Origin of the sequence: Nostoc sp. NMS9 (genome assembly GCF_017114995.1) — a bacterium.
Lineage (GTDB): Bacteria > Cyanobacteriota > Cyanobacteriia > Cyanobacteriales > Nostocaceae > Nostoc.
Map to the genome: position 1 here is coordinate 64,233 of NZ_JABXKL010000060.1, position 26,477 is coordinate 90,709.

At 42.9% G+C, this 26,477-nt stretch carries 20 protein-coding genes and 1 pseudogene; 18 read left to right on the forward strand and 3 right to left on the reverse strand.

The window, feature by feature from the left end; genetic code table 11:
• The first annotated feature begins 173 nt into the window (after positions 1–173).
• The 17 genes from scyA (at position 174) to aroF (ending at position 23,539) form a co-directional block, all read left to right on the forward strand.
• Complete coding sequence (gene scyA / locus HWQ40_RS18210; protein ID WP_292780103.1) at positions 174–2,057, forward strand: scytonemin biosynthesis protein ScyA; 1,884 nt, start codon at positions 174–176, stop codon at positions 2,055–2,057.
• 394 nt (positions 2,058–2,451) lie between these two features.
• Positions 2,452–3,513 (forward strand): tryptophan dehydrogenase ScyB, encoded by a 1,062-nt coding sequence (gene scyB / locus HWQ40_RS18215; RefSeq protein WP_292780104.1) that lies wholly within the window; start codon positions 2,452–2,454, stop codon positions 3,511–3,513.
• Positions 3,514–3,538: 25 nt separating this feature from the next.
• Complete coding sequence (scyC, locus tag HWQ40_RS18220; protein WP_292780106.1) at positions 3,539–4,507, forward strand: scytonemin biosynthesis cyclase/decarboxylase ScyC; 969 nt, start codon at positions 3,539–3,541, stop codon at positions 4,505–4,507.
• A 74-nt stretch (positions 4,508–4,581) separates the two neighbouring features.
• Positions 4,582–5,841 (forward strand): ScyD/ScyE family protein, encoded by a 1,260-nt coding sequence (locus HWQ40_RS18225; protein WP_292780108.1) that lies wholly within the window; start codon positions 4,582–4,584, stop codon positions 5,839–5,841.
• Between the two features lie 158 nt (positions 5,842–5,999).
• Positions 6,000–7,376, forward strand: coding sequence for a ScyD/ScyE family protein (locus HWQ40_RS18230; protein ID WP_292780109.1), 1,377 nt, complete (start codon positions 6,000–6,002; stop codon positions 7,374–7,376).
• A 161-nt stretch (positions 7,377–7,537) separates the two neighbouring features.
• The gene (gene scyF / locus HWQ40_RS18235; protein ID WP_292780111.1) at positions 7,538–8,734 is read left to right on the forward strand and encodes a scytonemin biosynthesis PEP-CTERM protein ScyF; all 1,197 of its coding nucleotides are present in this window, start codon (positions 7,538–7,540) and stop codon (positions 8,732–8,734) included.
• Positions 8,735–8,966: 232 nt separating this feature from the next.
• A complete protein-coding gene (locus HWQ40_RS18240) occupies positions 8,967–10,256 on the forward strand; it encodes a glycosyltransferase family 4 protein (protein ID WP_292780113.1) in 1,290 nt (429 codons plus the stop codon).
• An 11-nt stretch (positions 10,257–10,267) separates the two neighbouring features.
• Positions 10,268–11,359 (forward strand): bifunctional chorismate mutase/prephenate dehydrogenase, encoded by a 1,092-nt coding sequence (tyrA, locus tag HWQ40_RS18245; RefSeq protein ID WP_292780114.1) that lies wholly within the window; start codon positions 10,268–10,270, stop codon positions 11,357–11,359.
• A 12-nt stretch (positions 11,360–11,371) separates the two neighbouring features.
• Positions 11,372–12,016: a DsbA family oxidoreductase gene (locus HWQ40_RS18250; RefSeq protein WP_292780116.1), complete on the forward strand. Its 645-nt coding sequence runs from the start codon at positions 11,372–11,374 to the stop codon at positions 12,014–12,016.
• Positions 12,013–13,227: a 3-dehydroquinate synthase gene (locus HWQ40_RS18255; protein WP_292780118.1), complete on the forward strand. Its 1,215-nt coding sequence runs from the start codon at positions 12,013–12,015 to the stop codon at positions 13,225–13,227. The genes HWQ40_RS18250 and HWQ40_RS18255 overlap by 4 nt, the downstream gene beginning before the upstream one ends.
• 341 nt (positions 13,228–13,568) lie before the next feature.
• A complete protein-coding gene (locus HWQ40_RS18260) occupies positions 13,569–15,773 on the forward strand; it encodes an anthranilate synthase (protein WP_292780120.1) in 2,205 nt (734 codons plus the stop codon).
• A gap of 243 nt (positions 15,774–16,016) precedes the next feature.
• The gene (gene trpC / locus HWQ40_RS18265; protein WP_292780122.1) at positions 16,017–16,844 is read left to right on the forward strand and encodes an indole-3-glycerol phosphate synthase TrpC; all 828 of its coding nucleotides are present in this window, start codon (positions 16,017–16,019) and stop codon (positions 16,842–16,844) included.
• A 516-nt stretch (positions 16,845–17,360) separates the two neighbouring features.
• A complete protein-coding gene (gene trpA, locus HWQ40_RS18270; protein WP_292780124.1) occupies positions 17,361–18,194 on the forward strand; it encodes a tryptophan synthase subunit alpha in 834 nt (277 codons plus the stop codon).
• 265 nt (positions 18,195–18,459) lie between these two features.
• Positions 18,460–19,689 (forward strand): tyrosinase family protein, encoded by a 1,230-nt coding sequence (locus HWQ40_RS18275; RefSeq protein WP_292780126.1) that lies wholly within the window; start codon positions 18,460–18,462, stop codon positions 19,687–19,689.
• A gap of 73 nt (positions 19,690–19,762) precedes the next feature.
• Positions 19,763–20,992: a tryptophan synthase subunit beta gene (gene trpB / locus HWQ40_RS18280; RefSeq protein ID WP_292780128.1), complete on the forward strand. Its 1,230-nt coding sequence runs from the start codon at positions 19,763–19,765 to the stop codon at positions 20,990–20,992.
• Positions 20,993–21,070: 78 nt separating this feature from the next.
• Positions 21,071–22,180 (forward strand): anthranilate phosphoribosyltransferase, encoded by a 1,110-nt coding sequence (gene trpD / locus HWQ40_RS18285; RefSeq protein ID WP_292780181.1) that lies wholly within the window; start codon positions 21,071–21,073, stop codon positions 22,178–22,180.
• A gap of 258 nt (positions 22,181–22,438) precedes the next feature.
• Positions 22,439–23,539 (forward strand): 3-deoxy-7-phosphoheptulonate synthase, encoded by a 1,101-nt coding sequence (aroF, locus tag HWQ40_RS18290; protein WP_292780129.1) that lies wholly within the window; start codon positions 22,439–22,441, stop codon positions 23,537–23,539.
• 222 nt (positions 23,540–23,761) lie between these two features.
• Here aroF and HWQ40_RS18295 read toward each other — a convergent pair whose 3' ends face one another.
• Positions 23,762–24,574 carry an SDR family oxidoreductase gene (locus HWQ40_RS18295; RefSeq protein ID WP_292780130.1) on the reverse strand — a complete coding sequence of 271 codons (813 nt, stop codon included), beginning with the start codon at positions 24,572–24,574 and terminating at the stop codon, positions 23,762–23,764.
• 458 nt (positions 24,575–25,032) lie between these two features.
• On the opposite strand from HWQ40_RS18295, the gene HWQ40_RS18300 reads away from it, so the two are divergent.
• Positions 25,033–26,010 carry a threo-3-hydroxy-L-aspartate ammonia-lyase gene (locus tag HWQ40_RS18300; RefSeq protein ID WP_292780131.1) on the forward strand — a complete coding sequence of 326 codons (978 nt, stop codon included), beginning with the start codon at positions 25,033–25,035 and terminating at the stop codon, positions 26,008–26,010.
• A 107-nt stretch (positions 26,011–26,117) separates the two neighbouring features.
• On the opposite strand, the gene HWQ40_RS18305 is transcribed toward HWQ40_RS18300, so the two are convergent.
• On the reverse strand, positions 26,118–26,336 hold the full coding sequence (locus HWQ40_RS18305; protein WP_292780132.1) for a toxin-antitoxin system HicB family antitoxin: 219 nt from the start codon (positions 26,334–26,336) through the stop codon (positions 26,118–26,120).
• 6 nt (positions 26,337–26,342) lie between these two features.
• Positions 26,343–26,465 (reverse strand): annotated as a pseudogene (locus tag HWQ40_RS35660) (PIN domain-containing protein); the annotation flags it as partial.
• Positions 26,466–26,477: the final 12 nt, after the last annotated feature.

Sequence of the window (26,477 nt, forward strand, 5' to 3'; positions counted from 1 at the left end):
TTTTTGGTACTGCGCATCATAAGCATCAATCAGCAGTGACCAATCATTTCTACTATTGACTAAGTTAGGTCATAGCTGTAAGAAACAACAGAGTTGTTTGTATTAAATATTTCTAGCGCTGTGATTGTAAACTAAAAAGCCTTTGTGTAACTTTCTGTAATTACGTGAAACCAATGAGTCAAAATTATACTGGTTCCAACTCTCCTCCCATCACCACTGAGCCATACAAGGAACTTGCAGCAAACAGATATGTAGAATCTGTGTCTGACTCCCTTCAGCTTGATGAATCGGAGAATAATGGGAAAATTCAGCCTTTTTTAAACGATGAAATAGCTCCAACACTGTCAGTTGCCGATGCGATCGCTCAGATGTTGGAAAATTTGGGAGTAAGCTACGCTTTTGGTGTCGCAGGTGGTGCAATGGCCAGCCTTTGGGGTGCGCTATCCAATAGCAGTATAGAGGTATTGAACTTCCGCCATGAAGCCGGAGCAGCATTTGCAGCCACTGAAGCTTACTTTGCCAATAATCGCCCTACTGTAGTTTTTACCACAGCAGGGCCGGGAATAACCAACGCTATCACCGGATTATTTGCAGCTCGTGGGGAAGGTGCAAAGGTAATTTTACTATCAGCTTGCACCTCAGCACCGCAGCGTGGACGTTGGGCTATTCAAGAAACCAGCACTTATACATTGCCAAGTGGAGGGATTTTTACCACAGGAGCGCTATTCAACTATGCAATCACTATTGAATCTGCGGCTCAACTACCGCAGATTTTTCGTAAATTGGCTCTGGCTATGGCGCAACCAGGCGGATTTGTTGCCCATTTGAGTATTCCCACCGCTGTGCAGACAAGTTTAATTGAGGATATAGCCTTACCTCAACTAGATATTTCTCCATTTCCGATGACTGCTTCAAAAGAAGCGATCGCTAAATCTGTAGAGTTGTTATCATCTGGCCCCTTTGCTATCTGGGTTGGTTTCGGTGCGCGTGACGCAGCAGAGGAAATCCTTGAACTCGCTGAAAAAACTGGAGCAGCCGTCATGTGCTCACCCCGTGGTAAAGGTATCTTCCCTGAAGATCATCCCCAATTTGTGGGTGTCACAGGTTTAGGCGGTCATGCTTCCGTCTTAACTTATATGGAACAGCAACCTCCACTACGCACACTCGTATTAGGAACCCGCCTTGGCGAACCGACTTCTTTTTGGAGTTCGGCGCTAGTTCCAAAAGAAGGTTTTGTCCATGTCGATATTGACCCAGAAGTGCCAGGTGTAGCCTATCCCCACGTTGAAACTTTCGGAGTTCGGTCTGATATCAAAGCTTTTGTGGAAGAGTTATTGCAGCAATTACCAGATGCTCCTGATTCCACAGCTTTGCTGCTACCTCGTCCAGAACACAAAGCAATTGATCCTGCACCAGACGTAGATTATCCAGTGAGGCCAGAAGTATTGATGGCAGCAATTCAAAAAATAATTGTTGAAGATAGCGATGCCATAGTCATGGCGGAGTGTGGTAACTCCTTTACTTGGTCAACTCATCTACTCCAATTTTCTGAAGCCAATCGTTACCGAGTCAGCACCGGAGTCGGCGCAATGGGTCACGCCGTCACCGGAGTGTTGGGTGCAGCACTGGCGAGCAAAAGCAAGGCTGTAGGTATTGTCGGTGATGGAGCAATGCTGATGAATAACGAAATCAGCACAGCCGTGAAATACAAAATTCCCGCAATCTGGATTGTACTCAACGATGCGCGTTACAACATGTGCCATCAAGGGATGAAAATCTTGGGATTAAAGGGTGCAGATGCAACACTTCCACCGACAAACTTTGCGATGATTGCTCGTGGGATGGGAGCAGAAGCGATCGTCGTCGTCAGAGAGTCGGATATTGAAGCCGCATTAGAACAAGCGATCGCATCAACTGTTCCCTTTCTCATTGATGTAGTGATTGACGCCGATCGCCCAGCACCCTCTGGTGGACGTAATAAGAGTTTGGCAGCACAAGGAATTAAATCAAGTGCCGCAAAAAATGCAGTCAAGCAAGTTTCATTTCCAATGATTTGATTTTACAAGCTGGGAATCTAATGAGATTTTTCTAGGCATTACTCTATTCCGGCTCGAAGATTTTTTTAACGAACCGCAATCGGGCAGCGTCTCGTAGAGAAGCACGCAAAGGAAGAGAGTAAAACACGAGAGCATCCCAATCTTTCAAAAATTCACGGTACTGATGCAAAAACACTCTAAAACTTTCTTAACTTTGCGCTCTCTGCGCCCTTTGTGTTTCATTTGTCCATTCTCTTATTCCAGCCAAAAACCACATTTTAGCAAACTGGAATTTTAAATTTTTTCTTACTTCATCCAATCTTAATCTTTCAGAAGGTTTTTGTGTCTATATCTTTACAGTTTGTAATGTTCATTACTTTATCTAAACAATTCCAACCAATATCGAGAGGTCAAGATGCTGCTATTTGAAACTGTTAGAGAAATGGGTCACGAACAAGTTCTGTTTTGTCATGGTAAAAATCCCGAAATTAAGGCAATTATTGCCATCCATGACACCAGCTTGGGCCCAGCGATGGGAGCGACAAGACTTATGCCTTATATTAACGAAGAAGCGGCTTTAAAAGATGCACTTCGTCTGAGTCGGGGAATGACATATAAAGCTGCCTGTGCGAACATTCCGGCTGGTGGAGGGAAAGCAGTAATTATTGCTAATCCTGAAAATAAGACAGATGATCTATTGAGAGCTTATGGACGTTTTGTTGATAGTTTGAATGGGCGTTTTATTACCGGACAAGATGTCAATATTACTCCTGATGATGTGCGGACAATTAGCCAAGAAACGAAATATGTTGTTGGAGTATCCGAAAAATCTGGTGGGCCTGCTCCCATAACATCACTAGGAGTTTTTCTCGGAATTAAAGCTGCTGTACAATCTCGTTGGCAGAGCAAAAGACTTGATGGCATGAAAGTTGCGGTTCAAGGCTTAGGAAATGTCGGTAAAAATCTCTGTCGTCACTTACATGAGCATGATGTCCAGCTTTTTGTTAGCGATGTAGATCCAGTAAAAGCGGAAGAAGTAAAACGGCTTTTTGGCGCAACTGTTGTAGAACCAACCGAAATTTACTCACTTGATGTAGATATTTTCGCTCCTTGCGCTTTGGGAGGAATTCTTAATAGTCATACAATTCCTTTCTTACAAGCTTCGATTATTGCTGGTGCAGCTAACAATCAATTAGAAAATGAGCAACTACATAGTCAAATGCTTGCTAAAAAAGGGATTCTTTACAGCCCTGATTATGTAATTAATGCTGGAGGACTAATCAATGTTTACAACGAAATGATTGGTTATGACGAAGAAAAAGCTTTCAAGCAAGTGCATAACATTTATGACACGCTATTAGCAATTTTTGAGATTTCTCAAGAGCAAGGAGTTACTACTAACGATGCTGCTAGACGATTAGCAGAAGACCGGATCAACAATAGTAGACGAACTAAGACTACAGCGATCGCAGCTTAATTATTATTATCTTAAAGAGTGAACAATGGAAAAAAATACCTTTGCTACATCAGCATATATTGCTACTTCACCAGAGAGCGCTTTTGAATACCTTTGCAGCTTAAAGAACTTGGATGAATGGACGCTTTATAGCCGGATGAAAGAGCAAATCGACGAAGATACCTGGCTTGGAACTGCATCCGGTTATCACAAAAATCTTTACTATCATGTTAAAAAACTAGAAAATCCACTTTTCTACGGCATTGAGTGGCACTGTGGATTAGAGTATCAGAAATATTTTCAGGTTTACCCTGTTTTGCTGTTTCCTACCGACTATATCGAGCCGGGAACAGATGAAAAAGGTGTGTACTTTCACTGGTTGAGCTTTGTCGATCCCAAACGGCAGACTCAGATGATTATGCAGGGAATTCATACAGTACATACTTCTGAATGTCGTTCTCTCAAAGGTAACTTAGAACGCAAAGCTGGTCTGACCTCAGCAGCCAAAGGAAGCCACTTTATCGATACAGACACCATTTATGTTGATGCCCCAATTGAAATCGGCATTGAATACTTAAAAGACTTAAAAAATGTAGATGAGTGGGCACATTTGCTACGACCCAATGGTGATATCACTTCTGAATCAGGTGAATTCAAAGATGAATATGACCAAAAAGTGAAAGTTTCTGTGCGAGTTCATTCATTGAGTAAATATTACTTACTTGAACAAGAACATTTTTATCCAGATTACGAATATTATCAGCGTTCTGTAGCGTTATTGATCCCAACTGCATACTCTTTCGCTGACCCAGAAGCCTCTGGTTTTATCTTGCATCGAATTACATTTTGGAAAACAGATGGAACTGTCACCCACGGCAAACTTCAAATTGAAGACTATGGCGCTGAGAGCATGAACATCAAACGTTTACTCGAAGCCAAAGCTGGGAACCTCAAATCATTTGACCGAGGAATGAGCTATCTACCAAAAACTCCAGAATCACTAGTTACCAACTAAAACCTCAGCGTTCCTCTGCGCTTCCCTCAGCGTTCCTCTGCGTTTAAAATTCCTACCTCAATTCCCTGCAACACATGAAACTCAAGCCACTTACTATTACCTTTCTAACTTTTTGTGTTGCCGCTTTTTCTGGAATCAAAGCTGCCTCAGCTGCATCCTTTTCAGTAATCGCCGATGGTCTATATAATGCCGGAGGTCTGAGTTTTAGCCCTGATGGCGATCTCTATGTTACAGAGGCAGGAATCGGGGGAAGTGGGGCTTGTGTCCCACCAGCAAGCGGTCAAGGCGATTCTCTATGCTATGGCACAAGTGGTGCAGTTACCAAAATTGAGAAAGGTAAGACCGAGCGCATACTTACAGGACTACCTTCCTTAGCATTACCAGATGGTACTGGAGCCGGTGGCCCTCGTGACATCAAATTTGATGCTACAGGTAAACCTTATGTTCTGATTGGGTATGGGGCGAATCCAGCCTTTCGCGATCGCAATTTAGGTAACACTGACCTCGGTAAAATCATTGCTCCCAACTTTAATACCAATTCCTGGACGAGTGTTGCAGATTTAGCTAACTATGAACTCGCCAATAATCCCGATGGTGGTGATGTCGGTAGCAATCCTTTGGGTTTCGTAATCGATGGCAATAAGTTAGTTGCAGCTGATGCAGGTGCAAACGACTTACTCAGTGTGAATACTGCTGGTAGTAACTTGCAAGCTATTACTACCTTCCCCGAAGACATCTTGACGAATCCAGTCTTTCCACCTTCTGATTCCCCATCCAATGAACCTGCACAGGTGCCATCTCAAGGGGAAGTGGTGCGATCGCAGTTTCCAACTCAACCAGTACCCTCAAGTGTGGCAAAAGGGCCTGATGGTGCTTATTACATCAGCCAATTTACTGGTTTTCCTTTCCCAGAAGGTGGAGCAAAAATCTATCGAGTCGGTGCTGATGGCAAGCCAACAGTCTTCGCCAATGGTTTTACCCAACTCACAGACTTGCAATTTGATTCTGCGGGCAATTTATATGCTTTGCAGTACGCCAATCAGTCAGCCTGGAAGGGTGATTTTGATGGTTCTGTAATCAAAATAGCTCCCGATGGCACACGCACAACTCTTCTGAGTGGCAATGGATTAGAGTCGCCTAGCGCCTTAACTATTGGTTCTGATGGTGCAGTATACGTCACCAACCGAGGCGATCGCCCTGGTCAAGGACAAGTTCTCAAAATTGAGAATACCAAGTCTATTCCTGAACCTGATTCTGCTTTAGGCGTATTAGCGATCGCTGCCTTGGGCGTTGGTTGGTTGCACAAGAAGAGAGAGCTACCAAACCTCCCATAAATAGAGTCGTGGCGCTCAAATAAAGAGTTTCAAACCAATATCACTGCCTCTCAATAAAGGGATTATTTGCCCTGCGTTTTTTAAAGACTGCGATTCGTTGTCTTTAAAACCATAAAAGTTTCCACAAACAAATTATTTAACTCTCAATCTCCAAAGGTATGAAACTCAAGTCATTTGCTCTTAGGTCTGTTACATTTTGTTTTGCTGCTATTTGTGGAACAGCATCTGCACAAGCTGCAACATTAACAACTATTGTTGATGGAATTAGTAATGCACGGGGTTCTAGCTTTGGCCCTGACGGCAGTCTCTACGTAGCAGAGCCAGGTATCGGCGGAAACGGAAATTGTCAACCATCTCCGAGTACCTTGTTTCAGCCTATCTGTGCTGGTAATAGCGGTTCACTGGTCAAAGTTTCACCAAACGGTACCAAACAGCGTCTACTTAATAACTTTCAGTCTTTAGCAGAGCAACCCACTGGCAACCAAGGCGCTGGTATTCAAGACATACAATTCGACTCTAAAGGGAATGCTTATCTGCTAACTGGGTTTGCTGGTTATCCAGGAAACCGCGATCTAGCAACACTTAACCTTGGTTCGCAATCCCCACTCCCACCACAGCAACTTGCGACTTTCCCGCCATCAACACCCGATAAAGTTTTGAATACACCGCTTCTAGCACAACTGTCCAAAGTTGACTTGAACACGGGAGCTCTCACCAGTATTTTTGACTTTGCCAAGAATGAAATCACCAAAAATCCAGACAAAGGGGATGTAGTTACCAACCCCTATGACCTTACTGTTAATGGTGATAATGCTTATGTCGTTGACGGGGGCGGGAACACTGCTTACAAAATTAAACTTGACGGAAGTAAATCCCAGGCGATCGCAATTCCGAAAAACATCATTAGTAACTCCGACTTGCCACCAGGATTACAATTACCTCCTGGGCTATTAGAGCAGCTTCCAGGAGGAAAAACAGCAATTCAATCAGTACCCACAGGCGGCGCAATTGGCCCCGATGGAGCTTTATACGTTGGTGAATATACAGGTTTTCCTTATCCAGAAGGTAAATCACGGATTTTCCGCATTGGCGACGATCTCAAACCAGAAGTTTTTCTGGATGGGTTTACGCACATCACTGACCTAACCTTTGATGACAAAGGTGATTTGCTGGTTTTACAGTTCAGCGACAAGTCCCAGTTAGGCGGTGACATCACAAATCTACCTGGTTCTCTGATCCAAGTTGCTCCTAACGGCACTCGCACAACACTTGTTGCCGCAGGTCAAGGGCTAGATTCGGCTGATGGAATTGATATTGGCCCTGATGGCAAGATTTATATTACCAATCGCGGTGTTGGCCCAAGACTAGGAGAGGTTGTTCGGGTGGATGGTGTCGTTGTCGAAAAAGTCCCCGAACCTGGTTCAGTATTCGGTTTACTAGCACTTGCTGGTGTAGGCGCAACTACTGCGATCGCCAAGCGCAAACGCCCAGAAAAGTTGGATGAAGAGTTGCTAACCAAAGCAGAGACTGTCTAATTCCTGATCTGGCAATGCTTACAGAATAGGCTGCTGCCTCATAGAGAAAGTTGCATTTTCAATCAGAGGCAGCAGCCCGAATTTCAAGGTTCCCAAACTAGGACGGGGAACGAAATTAGTCTAGGAACGAGTATACCTCATACAACCAGGACTTAAAACTCATGGGATTAGTCAAAAATTTATCAATCGGCATTCTCGGTACCGGATTCATGGTGTTGGCAACAGCAGCCCAAGCCAAGGCTGTAACATTAACTTACGACAGAAGTATCGGCAGTCCTGGCTTCGGCCCTGGGCAACTGTTTGTTCCCCAAGGCATAGCGGTGGATAACCAAGGAAATACCCTTATATCTAACGGACGCGGTGTTAACCCGGATGGTACTCCTAACTACAACCTCGGTGACAAAATTGAAAAATTTAGTCCAAGCGGTCAGTATATTGGAGCAATTGGCTCCGGCGGCACAGGACCCGGACAGTTTGATGAGCCAACAACTGTAGACTTTAATCCCGTAACAGGGGATTTGTATGCAGGTGATGTTTACAACAATCGCATCAATCAATTCGATTCTCAGGGTAACTTTATTAGATCCTTTGCAAATGGAGAATTTACCCCTCTCATACCAGGTAGATTTTTCTTTGGGCCATCGGGTGTAACATTTGACAAAACTGGTAACGTTTACGTAGGTGATTTTAACGGCGAAAGAATCCTTAAATTCACATCAGACGGAAAGCAAATTGGTGTCATTGGTGGCACCACTGGCACTGCACTTGGAGAATTCCAAGGTCTAGCAGGTACAAGAATTTCCCCAGTTAGTGGAAATATCTTTGTAGCTGACCAGTATAACAACCGCGTTCAGGTACTCGATCCAAATGGTAAACCTCTGTACACATTTGGTTCAGCAGGTAGCGCACCTGGGCAGCTTCTTCAGCCAATTGGCATCGAAGTGGACGACCAAGAGAATGTTTATGTCGCTGATTCTATCAACAGCCGCGTTCAGGTATTTGATAAAAACGGTAACTTCTTGACTTCCTACGGTCAACCAGCCCTAGATGCATCAGGCAACCCAGTTCCACCTCCAGGATTAACTGACCCCCCATTTGGTAATCCCCTCGACCTCACACCAGGCAGATTTAACTGGACGGGTGGTACAAGCCTCAAAGATGGCAAGCTTTATGTGGGCGATTTCTTCCAAGGTCGCGTCCAAGTGTTAAACGTAGAAGGCACAAGGAAAGTACCTGAACCTAGTTCAGCATTGGGTTTAGCATTACTGGGACTTGGGGCTGCTACCGTTACATTGCGGAAACGTGGGCAACAAAAGCCAGTCTTCAGTTTAGAGAAGGAACTGCAAAATAATTACTAATTTGTAATAGGCTACGCTAACGTAATTCGTAATTAAAAAGTTTCGTCGGGTGCGTTATGCCCTTAGCTAACGCACCATCTCAATAAATTTGGTGCCGTACTCTCGGCGGTAACACACCGTACAAAAGTTTCTACGAAAATTTCAGGTTATTAAATCTGGAACAAGGGAGATAAAAGCTGGATAACACAATAAAGCCAACATTATCAACGTGCTTCCAGGAAATTAAGAGTTCATGCAAATTCTGATTTATTCATACAATTATCATCCAGAGCCAATTGGTATTGCACCTTTGATGACTGAACTAGCAGAAGGGCTGGTAAAGCGAGGGCATCAAGTGCGGGTAATCACAGGTATGCCTAACTATCCTCAGCGTCAGATTTACGACGGGTATCGAGGGAAGTTATACGTTACTGAACAAAAAAATGGTGTCACCATTGGGCGTAGTTACCTGCGGATTAAGTCTAAACCTAATCTTATAGACAGGCTACTGCTAGAGTTGAGCTTTGTTTTTACGAGTTTGCCACAAGCCCTCAAGGGCGAGCGACCTGATTTAATTCTCTTAACAGTGCCACCGTTACTAGTTTGCTTACCTGCAACCTTAATAAGTTGGCTATACAACTGCCCAGTTGTGCTGAATGTGCAAGATATCCTCCCGGAAGCTGCTGTGCGTATTGGGCTAATTAAAAATAAGTTGATGATTCTCGCTCTGGAAGCCCTAGAAAAATTTGCCTACCGAACTGCACATACCATTAGCGTGATTGCCGATGGCTTTGTAGATAATTTAATCAATAAAGGTGTACCTGTTAATAAAATTGCCTGCATTCCAAATTGGGTGAATCTAAATTTTATCCGCCCTCTACCGCAGGAGAATAACTCTTGGAGAGCTACCCATAAACTTGATGGTAAATTTGTAGTGCTTTATTCAGGTAATATTGCTCTCACCCAAGGTTTGGAGACAGTAATAGAAACAGCCGCTCGCTTGCGTCATCTTAATGATATTGTCTTTGTCGTAGCCGGAGAATCCCAAGCTCTCGAAAGGTTGCAAAAACATTGTCTTGCTTGTGAGGCAGATAACGTTTTGCTTTTACCATTGCAACCGCGAGAAAAACTACCCCAAATGTTGGCAGCCGCTGATATCGGGTTGATTGTGCAAAAGCGCAATGTGATTTCCTTCAATATGCCTTCTAAAATACCACTACTGTTAGCTAGTGGTCGCCCAATTGTCGGTTCAGTTCCAGCCACTGGTACTGCTGCCAAAGCCATCCGAGAAAGTGGCGGCGGTATTATCGTTGAGCCGGAGTCAGCAGATGCTTTGGCCGTTGCGGTATTGGATTTATATAATCAGCCAGAATTAGCAGCGCAATTAGGGCACAAAGGGAGAGAGTTTGCTGTAGAAAACTATTCCTTTGAGCAAGCGCTAGATCGGTATGAAGAGTTATTTGCTGATGTAATTGCCAAAAGAGCAACAACTTTGGATATCTTGCCTGAAATGAGTTCTAAAGAATCACTTGTTGATATTTGAAAATAGGAAAAATGCCTTTGAAATCCTCTTATTCAGATCAGCTTAAAAAAACTGACCAAAGTTTGATTGCCTTATTGAGCGATCGCATATCATTATTAGCAGCATCAGAACAACCTTCTCTAGATGAACAACTGGCTGATGTCGCTCCCCTACTCGCTGAAGCTGGTATTCCTGAGTCTGTTTGGGCAGGTGTGCTAAATAGTTGTTATACTACTCTGATTCCTAAATATGCCACAAATCATCTCACTCCCCGACAAATTACGATCATCGGTGGACGCGGCAGGATGGGAAAATTATTTAAAGAGCAGCTTTCACTAGTAGGTAATAATGTTAGCGTTCTCGAATCTGAAGATTGGGAATACGCAGATCAACTGTTAAGTCAGGCAGAATTAGTTTTAGTCAGCGTTCCTATTGAACATACAGTTGATGTTATCAAGCGTGCAGCGAAATACCTGGCCCCAACTACTGCTTTGTGTGACATTACGAGTATTAAAACACAGCCAACTCAAGCAATGCTCGAACACCATTCCGGCCCAGTCATGGGTTTACACCCAATGTTTGGGCCAAATGTAAAATCGTTTTTTGGACAAAAAGTGGTGGTGTGTCCAGGTCGAAACGATAATTCATTTGAATGGTTTTTAGACTTTATTAAAAGTCAGGGTGGAGAGTTAATTGTTTGTCCGCCTGAAGAACACGATCAAATGATGGTGATTATTCAAGCAACGCAACATTTCTGTAGATTTAGTCTTGGCGTTTTCTTAGCACAAGAAAAAATCGATATAGAGCAGACTTTAACAATGTCAACTCCTAACTACCGTCAAGAAATTGACATTGTTAAACGTTTGTTTTCTCAAAACCCTCACTTATGTGTGGATATTATGCTAGCTACAGAAGAAAGGTGTGATGCAATTAGCTTTTTAGCTGATACTTACAGCCGTTTGGCGAAACTAGTAGCAATGAAAGACAGAGACGCATTAATTCAAGAATTTGAAAAGGCTCAAAGTTTTTTTGAAGATAAAATCAACACTTTTATACAACCTTTAAATCCGATGGTTATCCAACGAGATTTTCAACCACAGATGCATACAAATATTAGCATTTAAATAAATAAAAATATGCTGATAGACATCTTTCACGATACCGTTTGTCCTTGGTGCAGAATTGGGAAAAAACATCTGTTTGATGCACTGGCACAACAGCAAGAACAAGAAGTACATATCCGCTGGCATCCTTTCCTTTTGGACAATACTGTTCCTGCGGAGGGATACGAATTTCGCAGCTTTATGCAAAATAGAAAAGGTATGAAAGCGGAAGAAATACAACAGATATTTGATAGTACGCAACGTGCAGGTGAGGCGGCTGGAGTTAAACTAGATTTTGACAAAATCAGTTTGGCTGTCAATACTAAGCTTTCTCATCAACTGATTGCACTTGCACCTGCAAACGTAAAAAACGATGTCGTCGAAGCTATTTATAAAGCTTACTTTGAAGACGGTTTGAATATTGGAAATATTGACGTTATTATTGCCATTGGTACAGCGTATCAGATGAATACTAGCGAATTAAAATTGCAATTAAACGATCGTGTGGTGAGTGATGCAGTTATTGCTGAATCAACATTTGCTCGGTTAAATGGCATCAACAGCATACCGTTCTTCGTGATCAATGACAAAGTTAAGGTAAATGGTTCTCACTCGGTAGAGGTGTTCCTGGAAACTTTGAATAGTGCTGCACTTTTAGATATACCTGCAAAAATATGATAGTTGACATCAAGCAAAAAAGTAGATTAATTCATCAACGTGTTTCGGTTACTTTTAACTACGAAGTTTACTTCACCCAAAATTTATTTGAGTTGAAAAATCCCACCTTAGCCCAAGTGATTGGTGCGGATGAGGAGACAAAGCCGAAGAAATTAGTTGCAGTGATAGACGCAGGAATATTAAAGTATCAACCTGAATTGGTGAAGCAATTAGTCGCGTATACCAAGTTTTATGCAGAGGTACTAGCGATCGCAGCTGAACCGATGATAATTTCGGGAGGAGAAGCTGCCAAAAACGATCACACTTTAGTAGAGCAAATCCAGCAACAGATTGAAGCCGCCGGATTATGTCGCCACTCTTACATATTAGCGATCGGGGGCGGGGCGGTGTTAGATTTGGTAGGATATGCAGCCGCAACTGCTCACCGGGGAATTCGTCTAATTCGGGTGCCAACAACGGTGTTAGCGCAAAATGATTCTGGGGTTGGCGTCAAAAACGGCATCAATGCCTTTGGTAAAAAGAACTTTCTCGGCACATTTGCGCCACCTTATGCAGTTATAAATGACTCTGCGTTCTTGACAACTCTAGACGATCGCGATTGGCGTTCTGGGATCGCAGAAGCAGTCAAAGTGGCGCTGATTAAGGATGCTAGCTTTTTTGATTTTATCCACTCTCACACCGCAGCTTTGAGGCGGCGAGATATGGATACCATGCAACAGGTTATCTATCGTTGCGCCCAGTTGCATTTAGAACATATTGCCAATGGCGGCGATCCTTTTGAAATGGGTTCGTCTCGTCCCCTAGATTTTGGACATTGGGCGGCTCATAAACTGGAGCATTTAACAAATTATCGGTTGCGTCATGGCGAAGCAGTTGCGATCGGTATCGCTTTGGATAGTACTTATTCCTATTTGCTAGGATTGCTGGATTGTTCGGAGTGGCAACGAATATTAAATACTTTATTGGCGTTGGGTTTCACGTTGTATGTGCCTGAACTGGCCCAGAATTTATCACAATTGGAAGATATTAATTGTTTGTTTCGGGGTTTGACTGAATTCCGCGAACATTTGGGGGGGGAGTTGACTTTGACGCTGTTAAAAGGGATTGGAAAAAGAGTTGAGGTTCATGAGGTGAATTTGGTGTTGTATAGGCAAGCAATATCGCTGTTGCGGGAGGTGAAAGGGGGATTTTTAAACGCAGAGGAGCGCTGAGGGAAGTGCGGAGGAACGCAGAGGTTTGATGAGATTATTTACTACTTTTGGGGGAGGCGGAGGTTTTTAAATGGGATTGTTGGTAAATGTACTAGAAAAGCAGTATAAAAAACGAATAAATTGACACTCAATCGAAAAATTATTCAATGTATTGTTTGCTTGATATCTAGTATTCTTAAATAAGAAATGAAAAGTTTTTCATTACATCTTTTAAAAAGAATATGTTGAGTTAGATTGATAGAAAATTATCTAAGTCTGTTCTAAATTCAAAAATAACTACTAATAATGATTAATGGTTGTTGCTTAATGATTGACTAACAAATATTCTAGAGATAATACTCATGGTTTTTGATTCACGTTCCTATAAAACCCTTGGTGGTGTCAGTGTTTCTCGCTCCATCACCGAAGTTAAGATGGATACTGCCCTCGAAGATATTCTGTTCCATTTAAATTCTCAGCGTGGAGGCTTGTTAAGGAGTAGTTACGAATATCCAGGCAGATACAAAAGATGGGCGATCGGATTTGTCAATCCACCGTTAGAGTTGACTACACAGGAAAATTCTTTCACTTTGATAGCGTTGAATGAACGCGGTAAAGTACTTTTGCCATTCCTTTTAGAGAAACTCTCCCAGTCAGAACAACTTGAGAACATCACCCAAGAAAATAACAATATTGTAGGCTTTATTAAAGCTACAAAAGAATTATTTCCTGAAGAGGAACGTAGTAAACAGCCTTCATCATTTACAGTTGTCCGCGAAATTTTATATACTTTCTCTAGTCAAGAAGATGAGCATTTAGGTTTGTATGGTGCGTTTGGTTATGACTTAGTTTTTCAGTTTGAACCAATTACCCAACATTTGGAGCGTCCTACAGATCAGCGCGATTTGGTGCTTTATCTGCCAGATGAATTGATTGTTGTTGACTACTATCAGCAACGTGCATTTCGTCTACAATATGATTTTCAAACAGCGCACGGCAACACAAAGAATCTTCCTAGAACAGGTGAGTCTGTAGATTATCGCGGCAAACATATTCTACTAAATAAAACTGCTGACCATAAAGTAGGTGAATATGCCAAAAAAGTTGAGCTTGCACTCGATTATTTCCGCAGAGGCGATTTATTTGAAGTTGTTCCTAGTCAAAACTTTTTTGAAAGCTATGAAGACGAACCCAGCAAACTATTTAATACCTTAAAGGAAATAAATCCCAGTCCTTATGGGTTTATTTTTAATTTAGGTGGCGAATATCTGATTGGTGCATCTCCAGAAATGTTTGTGCGGGTTGAAGGTAGGCGGGTAGAAACTTGTCCCATTAGTGGCACTATTAGCCGGGGACAAGATGCTCTTGACGATGCGGTGCAAATTCGTCAGTTACTCAACTCTCATAAAGATGAAGCTGAGTTGACCATGTGTACTGATGTCGATCGCAATGATAAATCCCGAATCTGCGAACCTGGTTCAGTACAAGTCATTGGTCGTCGCCAAATTGAATTATACAGCCACCTGATACATACAGTAGATCATGTTGAGGGTACTCTGCGATCGCAATTTGATGCTTTAGATGCCTTTCTTTCCCATACATGGGCAGTTACAGTCACCGGCGCACCCAAAAGGGCAGCAATAGATTTTATTGAACGGCACGAAAAGAGCGCCCGACGTTGGTATGGTGGAGCAGTCGGCTATTTAAATTTCAACGGTAATTTAAATACTGGCTTAATTCTGCGGACAATTCGATTAAAAGATTGCATCGCCGAAGTGCGAGTCGGGGCTACTGTCCTTTATGACTCCATACCCCAAGCAGAAGAACAAGAAACAATTACCAAAGGCGCTGCGTTATTTGAAACGATTCGGCGTGTGAAGCAAACGAGTCAGAAAATTAATGAGTCCGGTTCTCTAAAATTAAGTAAACACGTCCCAGGTGTAAAATCTGGCAAACGCATCTTATTAATAGATTACGAAGACTCATTTGTTCATACCCTAGCCAATTACATTCGCCAAACTGGTGCAAGCGTCACCACACTCCGTCATGGCTTCTCGGAATCGCTATTCGATACAGAACGCCCTGACTTAGTTGTTTTATCTCCTGGCCCTGGTAGACCAAGTGATTTTGGGGTTTCCGAGACTGTCGGCGCCCTTCTGCATCGCCAAATTCCTATTTTCGGAGTTTGTCTGGGATTGCAAGGCATCGTTGAAGCTTTTGATGGCGAATTGGGAGTTCTCAACTATCCTCAACATGGTAAATCTTCACGGATTTTCGTCACCGATTCCGATTCTGTCACCTTCAAAAACTTACCCGAATCCTTTGCAGTCGGTAGATATCATTCATTGTTTGCCCTACCGCAACGTTTGCCAAAAGAACTGAAAGTAACAGCGATTTCTGATGACGACGTAATTATGGGCATTGAACATCAGACACTTCCCATCGCCGCCGTTCAGTTTCATCCAGAATCAATCATGACTTTAGGTGGAGAAGTCGGTTTGGAAATAATTAAAAATGTGGTGCGTGCATATACGCAGGTTGAAGAGTCATTGGTCATTAGTCATTAGTCATTAGTCATTTGCCTCGTTCCCATGCTCTGCGTGGGAATGCCATCCTTGAGGCTCCGCCTCTCTCATACCGAGATTAAAAGTGTTTTTAGTCTTATCAGGCAGGCAGAGCCTGCACAGAATGCATTCCCAGATTCCATCTGGGAACGAGAATCTGTGGAATCTGGGAACGAGAAACGAACGATAATAACAAGAATGCGAGAATAATTAGTTATTTTCCCATTCCACTACCCTTAGCTGTTTATGACTAACCAAGTTGCCCTTTCCCGCCATATTCTCGAAGATATTGTGTTGCATAAAAGGCAAGAAGTTGCACAAATGCAGCAAGAATTGCCTTTAGCCTCCTTGCGACAACAGTTAAATACAGCCCCGACTGTGCGAAATTTCTTGACTGCTTTGCAGGAAAATTCCAACCAACCGAGTTTAATTGCCGAGGTAAAAAAAGCATCACCTAGCCGTGGGATTATCCGCGCAGATTTTGATCCAGTAGCGATCGCTCAAGCTTATGAACGAGGTGGTGCAGCTTGTTTATCAGTCCTGACTGATTATAAGTTCTTTCAAGGCGGTTTTGATAATCTGCGGAATATACGTCAACAAGTAGCATTACCCTTACTGTGCAAGGAGTTCATCATTGACCGCTATCAAATTTATTTAGCACGGACAGCAGGCGCAGATGCAGTTTTGTTAATTGCGGCTATTCTATCAGATCGAGAACTCCAAGACTTTTTGCGAGTAATTCACGATTTGGGCATGATTGCACTGGTAGAAGTCCATACCTTATCTGAACTAGATCGAGTGCTAAAACTTGATAACCTAAGTTTAGTAGGAATCAATAATCGCAATTTAGAAGATTTTACTCTTGATTTAGGAACAACACAGCAACTTTTAGCAGAGCGTCAACAACAATTGCAAAGTTTGGATATCACGGTCGTCAGCGAGTCTGGATTGTATACACCTGCTGATTTATCTTTTGTTGCTGAGGCTGGTGCGCGTGCGGTTTTGATTGGAGAGTCTTTAGTTAAACAAAGCAATGTAGAACAAGCTGTGCGTAGTCTTTTGAGCCTTTCTTAAACACTATTACCTAATTACTAAAATCTGCAATCTAAAAAAATGAAGCTCTGATACTCGTTAATGGAGTTCAAAGACTCGTTAATGGAGATAAAAGTCTCATTCACGAGCATCAAAGACTCGTTAACGGAGATAAAAGCCTCATTCACGAGTATCAAAGACTCGTTAACGGAGATAAAAGCCTCATTCACGAGTATCAAATACTCGTTAACGGAGCAAAAAGCCTCATTCACGAGTATCAAATACTCGTTAACGGAGATAAAAGCCTCATTCACGAGCATCAAAGACTCATTAACAAAAAATTTAGCATCGGCATCGCTAATTGCTAATACCATTTCTTTGTGAGGCTGCGCCAAACCCTCTTAACTTCTTCTTTCTTTCTTTCTTTGTGTCCTTTGCGTCCTTTGCGGTTCGTTTTTCTTTCTTGTATTTAAGTATGGTTTAGCGCATCTTCATACAGAATTGGTACAAGTATTAATTATTTCAAAACTATTAACCAATCATTAACTATTTTTCAGTATGACCTCTATCTCCGATTCCTTTCAAACTTTACGCGATCGCCAACAGTGTGCTTTAATCCCTTTTATCACAGCAGGCGATCCTAACTTAGAAACCACCGCCGAAGCCTTACATATCTTAGATCGCAACGGTGCTGACTTCATTGAGTTGGGCATTCCCTACTCCGATCCTCTCGCAGATGGGCCTGTGATTCAAGCAGCAGCAACCCGCGCTTTGCAAAAAGGCACGAAATTAGAACAAGTGCTAGAGATGTTACACATAGTGATTCCTAGCCTAAAAGCGCCGATAATTCTATTTACTTACTACAATCCCATTTTGCACCGGGGTATTAAGTCGTTTTTGGCGCAAATTGCCGTTGCTGGGGTGCAGGGATTGGTAGTACCAGACTTACCCTTAGAAGAAGCAGAAGAATTAATCCAAACTGCTGCCTCTTTTGGAATTGAGGTAATTTTACTCGTAGCTCCTACCAGTTCTCAAGATAGAATTGAAGCGATCGCTCGTCAATCTCAGGGTTTTATCTATCTAGTTAGTGTTACAGGCGTTACAGGTATCCGCACTCAAATCCAAAACCGCGTAGAGCATTTAATTACCGAGTTGCGAAGCGTCACCGATAAACCCATCGGCGTTGGTTTTGGCATTTCAGCACCAGAACAAGCACATCAAGTTATGGAATGGGGAGCAGACGCAGTGATTGTTGGTAGCGCCTTTGTAAAACGTTTAGCTGAAGGTAGCCCAACAGAAGGATTGCAAGCCGTGAAAGAATTTTGTCGAGAACTTAAAACAGCCATCACAGAAAGTCAGCGCGAAAGTCCATCTCTTCAAGAGGTGCGATAAATTCACTTGCAAATTTAGGGAGTAGGGAATAGGCAATCAGTATCAATTATTTCTCTTTCTTCCCCCCGTCTCTCTGCTTTAGGGTGTATACGCAAGTCAAATTACCCCCCTTAATCCCCCCGATATTTTGGGGGGAAACAAGAAAATCCGGTTCCCTCCCCTTTATAAGGGGAGGGTTAGGGTGGGGTAAAACCAGGTGAGTAAACTATTTCAGACTTGTGTATACACCGTAGCGCCCCTCTGCCCCTCTGCTTCCATTAAGATAATGAAATACCTGCTTAAATCTTTCAAAATATTAATCTATAGCGTACTTCTAGTTAGTGCCTGTGCGCTTACAGTCTTTGCCCACGATCGCCTTGAGAATAGACAATACAAATACCATTGGAATTATAATTTTCCAGGAAAATACGCTCATCTAGCTGTAAGAAAGAACGTAACTGACCTGACACCAGCAGAGAAAACAGCCTTTGTCAAGGCTATCAAAACCTTAAAAACTGTCATACCCGCAGGTAGCAAGCTCAGTATTTACGACCAATTCGTTGCCATACATCTAGGGGCAACACGCTTGATTCATAACCATAAAGGGCATTCCGATGGTTCCGCCCAAGAACTTGCTCATGAAAATGCCGCATTTTTCCCTTGGCATCGAGAATATATCCGCAGATTTGAACAAGCTTTGCAAGCAGTAGACCAAACTGTTACTCTCCCATACTGGGATTGGACTGACGCCAAAGCACTTGATGTAATTTTTAACGATGATTTTCTTGGTTCTAACGGTCAAGGAGTAACCATCAAAATTCCAAATCAGGGGAATTTTACAGGTGGCGCTGTGCCTGGGGCTTTCTCTGCTGCAAATGGCTGGGTTATGAATCCAGCATTAAACATTGACACAGATACCGGAATATCTTTAGGTACATCACTTGTACGCTTTCTGAGACTACCTCCTGCCAGTGATTACCCAGTGCCCAAAAAAGATATTCAGCGTGTCCTTGCTCTTAATGACTATTCTCTATTTCGCGCTGCTTTGGAAGGATTTATCTCTATAGATGAGCAGGGTAAAGTCACCCCCGGAGGATTCATCCACAACTACATTCATGGTTTAGTCGGTGGCGTACAGATAGACGCAAGTACGACACCCATAAAGTTTAAGGGTCTGGGTACGATGAGCAACATACCAAGTTCGCCTTATGACCCAGTGTTTTGGTTGCATCATGCAAACGCAGACCGCCTCTGGGCTGAATGGCAAGACAACGGTCATAAAGGTAGCGATTTTTATCCTCCCGATGGTCATAGTCAGCCTTACGGACACAATCTGAAAGACCTAATGTGGCCTTGGGACGGCGGTATGTCTACCCCCAAAGCTACGGCGTTAGGAGATTTACTATCCCTATTACCAAATTTTAACTCTAGCGATTTGGTGCGCCCCATAGACGTTTTGAATCACAGGGAACTGGGCTATACCTACGAAACCTGGGAAAGGAAAACGCAAAGATAATTCAGCTGTGGCATAAGTTCTAAAAAGTTAGAACGAGAGTAAAAAATACTTGAATATAAAAGGATTTTAACCAGTGGTAAGCATACAAGACATCAAGACTGCAACTCAACAACCAGATTCTTTGGGCAGGTTTGGCAAGTTCGGCGGTAAATACGTCCCAGAAACCTTAATGCCTGCATTAAGTGAATTAGAAGCAGCATTTCACCAATATCGCGACGAGCCGAGTTTCCAAGCAGAACTGCAAAACTTACTGCGAGATTATGTAGGACGACCCAGCCCATTATATTTTGCTGAACGCTTGACAACAAACTACGCTAGACCAGATGGCACCGGGCCACAAATTTATTTAAAGCGCGAAGATTTAAATCATACAGGCGCTCACAAAATTAATAATGCTTTGGCTCAGGTGTTACTCGCTAAACGCATGGGTAAGCAAAGGGTGATTGCAGAGACAGGTGCAGGACAACATGGCGTAGCGACTGCAACTGTATGTGCGCGATTTGGTTTGAAATGTGTGATTTACATGGGTGTCCAGGATATGGAACGCCAAGCCCTGAATGTGTTCCGCATGAAATTAATGGGTGCAGAAGTTAGTCCAGTAGAAGCAGGTACAGGAACTCTCAAAGATGCAACTTCTGAAGCAATTCGAGATTGGGTGACGAATGTGGAAACAACTCATTACATCCTGGGTTCTGTTGCCGGGCCTCATCCCTACCCGATGATTGTCCGTGACTTCCATGCTGTAATTGGTGTAGAAACTCGCGCTCAAGCCCAGGAGAAATGGGGAGGATTACCAGATATTCTACTGGCTTGCGTGGGTGGAGGTTCCAACGCGATCGGCTTATTCAATGAATTTGTGCATGAACCTTCGGTGCGTTTCATTGGAGTGGAAGCCGCGGGTGAAGGTGTAGATACAGAAAAACACGCTGCTACCTTGACAAAAGGGAAAATAGGTGTATTGCACGGTGCAATGAGCTATTTACTGCAAGATGATGATGGTCAAATCATCGAAGCCCATTCAATTAGTGCAGGACTTGATTATCCTGGCGTTGGTCCTGAGCATAGTTATTTAAAGGATCTTGGTCGCGCCGAATATTACAGTGTTACCGATAAGCAGGCTTTAGATGCATTTCAAAGACTTTCGCAACTAGAAGGGATTATCCCAGCTTTAGAAACTGCTCATGCGATCGCATATTTAGAAACCCTTTGTCCTCAATTAAAAGGCAGTCCCCGCATCGTCATCAATTGTTCCGGCAGAGGTGATAAAGATGTACAAACCGTCGCCAAAGTCCTAATTCCTTAATTTTTTGTTCAGGGCATAAGGGAGACAACCATGCCCAATGCCCCATGCCCCATGCCCAATGCCCAATGCCCAATAAATATGATCGCTGTAACTCAAACTCCACCTGAGAACATCTCCATCCCTCCTGAGTTCTACAACTGGCCAGCTTTATTACAACAGTTGCTAAATCGGCAATCGTTGACGGTTTCCCAAGCTGCGGATTTGATGCAAGGCTGGCTCACAGATGCCATTCCCCATGTTCTATCAGGAGCGATTTTAGCGGCAATTCAAGCCAAAGGTGTCTCCGCCGAAGAATTAGTCGGCATGGCCACCGTCTTACAATCCCAAAGTTCTCAGACGCGATTAATCGCGTCTCTACATACTCCCTTAATTGACACCTGTGGAACTGGTGGAGATGGTGCTTCAACCTTTAATATTTCCACTGCTGTTGCCTTTGTCGTCGCTGCTGCTGGGGTAAAGGTTGCCAAACATGGCAATCGTTCGGCATCCAGCAAGACTGGTTCCGCTGATGTGTTGGAAGCTTTGGGTATAAATCTCAACGCCACTCCTGAAAAAGTACAAGCCGCAGTTGGCGAAGTTGGAATCACCTTTTTGTTTGCTCCTGGCTGGCATCCTGCACTAAAAGCGATCGCTACTTTGCGAAAAACTTTGAAGGTGCGGACTGTTTTTAACTTGCTCGGCCCGCTAGTAAATCCCATGCGACCGACAGGGCAAATTATTGGTGTGAATGACCCGCTTTTACTAGAAGAGATTGCTCAAGCCTTATCCCAACTGGGATGTCAGCAAGCGATCGCACTTCACGGACGGGAGCGTTTAGATGAAGCTGGTTTAGCAGATGTCACTGACTTAGCTGTACTCCAAGATAAAAAAGTGCGTTCCCTAACCCTCAACCCTCAAGAACTGGGTTTGAGTTTTGCACCCACTGCGGCGTTGTCCGGTGGAGATGTCCAAGAAAATGCCGAAATCTTGAAGGCAGTTTTGCAAGGTAAAGGCACTCAAGCGCAGCAGGATGTAGTCGCTTTAAATACAGCCTTAGCCCTGCAAGTTGGTGAAGCCATTCATGGGGAAACTGATATTTTAGCAGGTTGTGTCAAAGGTATTGCCCTTGCCAAGGAAATTCTGCAAAGCGGCGCTGCTTGGACCAAACTAGAACAACTTGCGGAATTTTTGCACGATTCGCCAAGGTAGTTTTGAGGGTTCCTAGTAAGCACTTTAGTGCTTACTAAATAAGTAGAACTTACGCAAAAACTCTCTGAAACTCTTCTTCCTTTGTGTCCTTTGCAACGGCAGTCGCTCATGGGGGATACCCCCAAGACCGCGCTGCCTCCCCTTTGCGGTTCGTTTTTTCATGATTTTGTGTAAGTTCTGATAAAGACTAAAGTCCTTACTACGAACTTGCTTACTCTGCTGTTACTACACCCAAGAACTATACAAAAGGAAAAACAGATGATTATCATACTTAAAAGCGGTACGCCTGTTGAGGAAATTACTCGTATTAGCCAAGAACTGAGTGACACTTGGGGAGTCACGGTAGAAAAAAGTGTTGGCACTCATAAAGTTGTGCTGGGGCTAATTGGTGATACCACTAGCATCGATAAATTACAGGTTCAGGAATTCAGCCCTTGGATTGAGCAAGTATTACGAGTGCAACAACCTTTCAAGCGGGTAAGTCGAGAATTCCGACATGGAGAAGCTAGCGAGGTTGTTGTTCCTACACCTAACGGTCGTGTCTATTTTGGCGAACATCATCCGATTGTGGTGGTAGCCGGGCCTTGTTCTGTTGAAAATGAAGCGATGATTGTCGAAACAGCAAAGCGGGTGAAGGCAGCTGGGGCACAGTTTCTGCGTGGCGGAGCCTACAAACCTCGTACTTCACCCTATGCCTTTCAAGGTTATGGTGAAAGTGCTTTAGATTTGTTAGCAGCAGCGCGGGAAGCTACTGGTTTGGGTATCGTCACAGAACTAATGGATGCTGCCGATTTATCAGCAGTGGCGAGAGTCGCTGACATCATCCAAATCGGAGCGCGAAATATGCACAACTTTTCGTTGCTGAAAAAGGTAGGTGCTCAAGATAAACCAGTGCTGTTGAAGCGGGGAATGTCTGCAACAATTGACGAGTGGCTGATGGCGGCAGAATATATTTTGGCATCTGGAAATCCCAATGTGATTCTTTGTGAGCGAGGAATTAGAACCTTTGATGGTAAATATGCCCGCAATACTTTAGATTTATCAGTGCTTCCGGTATTGCGATCGCTTACCCATTTACCAATTATGATTGATCCCAGTCATGGTACGGGTAGGTCTGAATATGTTCCATCGATGGCAATGGCTGCGATCGCCGCTGGTACAGATGCCTTAATGATTGAAGTTCACCCCAATCCTGCAAAAGCTTTATCCGATGGCCCCCAATCTCTCACCCCTGATAAATTTGACCGCTTAGTTCAAGAAATGTCAATTCTGGGAAAAGTAGTTGATCGCTGGCCTACACCTGCATTTGATCGCATTGGTGAAAGCCAAATTCTCCTCACACCAGAACTCTCAAAGTAGATAGACTATAAACCAATACAGTTCAGAATGAGCAACAAAACCCTGATGTAGAGACGCGATTTATCGCCTCTTAAAAGACCAATTATCTACACCAATAACCCTTAACCCAAGCGTATTGGATTATAAACCGATTTTTTGCAAATGGCTAAACCCGATCAACAGATTCTTTCATTTGAAAAATCCGTTGATCGGGTCTTCTTGAAAAGAGTATAGGATATCGAACTACCTATTTTTTTTAAGTTCGTGCATACTTCTAACAACCTTTGTGACTAAATTTCTGGGCGTAAATCTGACGCTTTCACTCAATATCTTATTTCTCATCCCAGGAACAACAACAGTTTTGTTTTTCATTAAGCTCCGATAACCAATCCTTGCGACGGTTTCCGTATCCATCATTCTGTTAACGCTAGCAATCTTTGAATCTTCCATTGCAGCATTTTGTTGGAATTCCGATGCTGTTGGCCCTGGACAAAGAACAGTCACATTGACACCTGTACCCTCTAATTCATTCGCGATCGCTTCTGAAAATGATAATACATAGGCTTTAGTAGCAAAATAAACTGCCATTAGAGGCCCTGGTTGAAAAGCAGCTGCTGAGGCCACATTTAATATTTTTCCATAATTTTGCTCGACCATATCTTTGAGGAACAACTTAGTTAAATGAGTCAAGCTGACCATATTTACCTGTAGCATTTTCAGTTCAATGCTGAGGTCTGTTTCGCTAAATGCTCCATAAGTACCAAAGCCAGCATTGTTAACTAGCACATCAATCTTGATGGATGCTTGCTGTAATTCTGTGAAAATTTCTTCTGGAGATGTGGGGATAGATAAATCCTTAACAAAAATTTTGACGGAAATGCCAAATTTTTGGGGAAATTCATCTATAATTTTACTAAGTTTTTGTTCATTCTTATCTACTAATACAAGATTATAACTATGACGGGCAAAAATCTGGGTTAATTGATAGCCTATGCCACTAGCCGCTCCTGTAATTAGAGCAGTTTTTTTTTGCCGACTTTCGGATGTTTGATTCATGTTAAAAAATGGCGAATTTGAGTTAATTAATTTAACAAAAAGAATTCAGGAGTCAGGAGACAAAATTCAGAATTTAATTTAAATGGATTTAAATCCCCCGCTAATTTATTCTGACTTCTATTAGCGCAACGGGGCGTAGCCCATTCTGACTTCTGGATTCTTATTTAACTTTTATAAATTTAGCTACAGCAATATATAATGTTTGCCGTAGCTATTTTTATAGTGAAAAAATGATGCTATCCACCTGAAATGAGTATGCTTCAATCCAGGATATTAAACGCAAATATAAAAATCTGTATCTATATAAACAAGAGCAAGAATATTTAATCTCATCGTCAGAATTCAGCACCCAAGAGTCAGAATTTAGAAAGAATCTAGTATACTTAGTATATTTGTTGTCAAATATTCTGCTGATTTTTTAACTATTTTTATTCCTGAATTCTTACATATCGTTATCAATGATACAACCTAATTCCGTTGCTATAAGTGACGTGCAAGCAGCACAAAAGCGAATTTTAGGGATTGCCCACCGCACGCCTGTACTAACATCTAGAATCGTTAACGATCGCACCAATAGCCAAGTATTCTTTAAGTGCGAAAACTTTCAACGCACAGGGGCATTTAAATTTAGAGGTGCGTACAATGCCCTAGCCCAACTATCGGTAGCAGAAAAACAAACAGGCGTTCTCACCTATTCATCAGGAAATCATGCCCAAGCGATCGCTTTAGCTGGACAATTACTAAATATTCCCACCACCATTGTCATGCCTGATGATGCTCCCGCTGTCAAACAAACTGCTACTCGTGGTTATGGTGCAGAGATAATTTTCTACAATCGCCAAGAAACAAACCGAGAAGAATTAGCCCAAAAATTAGCAGATGAGCGCTCTTTGACACTCATTCCTCCTTACGATCATCCCCATGTAGTCGCTGGACAGGGGACAACTGCTTTAGAACTGATCCAAGAAGTTGGTGAATTGGACTTACTATTAGTTTGTTGTGGCGGTGGCGGATTACTTTCAGGGTGTGCGATCGCAGCCAAAGCACTTTTACCCAATTGTAAAGTAATCGGGGTAGAACCAGCACTTGCCAACGATGCTACCCGCTCTTTCCAAACCAAAACCTTACAAACAGTCAAAAATCCTAATACCATCGCTGATGGCGCGCGGACTCCTAGCCTTGGTCAAATTACTTTCCCCTTAGTGCTGCATTACGTCGATGATATGGTGACGGTATCGGAAGAGGCGATTCTTCGCACCATGTTTTTCTTGTGGGAACGTCTGAAAATTGTAGTTGAACCCACTGGGGTATTAGCTGCTGCTGCTTTACTCGAAGGTGTGGTGACAGCACCGGAGGCGAGGGTTGGTGTCATCATCAGCGGTGGAAATGTAGATTTGGCGCAAGTTGGTAAATTGTTTTCTGTGGGATTGGATTAAAAAGTTAAATTCCCAATTGACAAACTGCGATACCTACACACCTTAATGATGGGGGCTGATGTGGGCGATCGCCTCCGGTTAGTGTTTACATAATCGCCCTACAAGCTCTATTCTGTCAGAGCATCAAGTTTAGCCAGTATTCTTAAGCCTTCTTCTGGGTTGCCAGTTGCAGCCATTGCTTTAAACCTTGTATGGGCGCCAAATTCTGCTAAAGCTATGGTAGAAAGTTCTTCAATCAATTTATTGACACTGATGCCTTTGGCTTGAGCAAGTTCTTTCAATCTATTATGCTTATCGTCTGGTAAACGAATAGTTAAAGTTGCCATTTTTGTTTAACTCCTAATAATTTTTTCAGGTTTTAATATTGAGAAGTTAGGAAATAACAATTCAGCATTTTGGAAATCTTTGACATTGTGAGTGGCAATGATTTGAGCGTTTCCGGCAACTGCACCTTGTCGTTAGCACAG

Bases quoted from the DNA above. Each gene is read 5' to 3' on its own strand.
- scyA (WP_292780103.1), top strand. From the start codon at position 174: ATGAGTCAAAATTATACTGGTTCCAACTCTCCTCCCATCACCACTGAG.
- scyB (WP_292780104.1), top strand. From the start codon at position 2,452: ATGCTGCTATTTGAAACTGTTAGAGAAATGGGTCACGAACAAGTTCTG.
- scyC (WP_292780106.1), top strand. From the start codon at position 3,539: ATGGAAAAAAATACCTTTGCTACATCAGCATATATTGCTACTTCACCA.
- HWQ40_RS18225 (WP_292780108.1), top strand. From the start codon at position 4,582: ATGAAACTCAAGCCACTTACTATTACCTTTCTAACTTTTTGTGTTGCC.
- HWQ40_RS18230 (WP_292780109.1), top strand. From the start codon at position 6,000: ATGAAACTCAAGTCATTTGCTCTTAGGTCTGTTACATTTTGTTTTGCT.
- scyF (WP_292780111.1), top strand. From the start codon at position 7,538: ATGGGATTAGTCAAAAATTTATCAATCGGCATTCTCGGTACCGGATTC.
- HWQ40_RS18240 (WP_292780113.1), top strand. From the start codon at position 8,967: ATGCAAATTCTGATTTATTCATACAATTATCATCCAGAGCCAATTGGT.
- tyrA (WP_292780114.1), top strand. From the start codon at position 10,268: ATGCCTTTGAAATCCTCTTATTCAGATCAGCTTAAAAAAACTGACCAA.
- HWQ40_RS18250 (WP_292780116.1), top strand. From the start codon at position 11,372: ATGCTGATAGACATCTTTCACGATACCGTTTGTCCTTGGTGCAGAATT.
- HWQ40_RS18255 (WP_292780118.1), top strand. From the start codon at position 12,013: ATGATAGTTGACATCAAGCAAAAAAGTAGATTAATTCATCAACGTGTT.
- HWQ40_RS18260 (WP_292780120.1), top strand. From the start codon at position 13,569: ATGGTTTTTGATTCACGTTCCTATAAAACCCTTGGTGGTGTCAGTGTT.
- trpC (WP_292780122.1), top strand. From the start codon at position 16,017: ATGACTAACCAAGTTGCCCTTTCCCGCCATATTCTCGAAGATATTGTG.
- trpA (WP_292780124.1), top strand. From the start codon at position 17,361: ATGACCTCTATCTCCGATTCCTTTCAAACTTTACGCGATCGCCAACAG.
- HWQ40_RS18275 (WP_292780126.1), top strand. From the start codon at position 18,460: ATGAAATACCTGCTTAAATCTTTCAAAATATTAATCTATAGCGTACTT.
- trpD (WP_292780181.1), top strand. From the start codon at position 21,071: ATGATCGCTGTAACTCAAACTCCACCTGAGAACATCTCCATCCCTCCT.
- aroF (WP_292780129.1), top strand. From the start codon at position 22,439: ATGATTATCATACTTAAAAGCGGTACGCCTGTTGAGGAAATTACTCGT.
- HWQ40_RS18295 (WP_292780130.1), bottom strand. From the start codon at position 24,574: ATGAATCAAACATCCGAAAGTCGGCAAAAAAAAACTGCTCTAATTACA.
- HWQ40_RS18300 (WP_292780131.1), top strand. From the start codon at position 25,033: ATGATACAACCTAATTCCGTTGCTATAAGTGACGTGCAAGCAGCACAA.
- HWQ40_RS18305 (WP_292780132.1), bottom strand. From the start codon at position 26,336: ATGGCAACTTTAACTATTCGTTTACCAGACGATAAGCATAATAGATTG.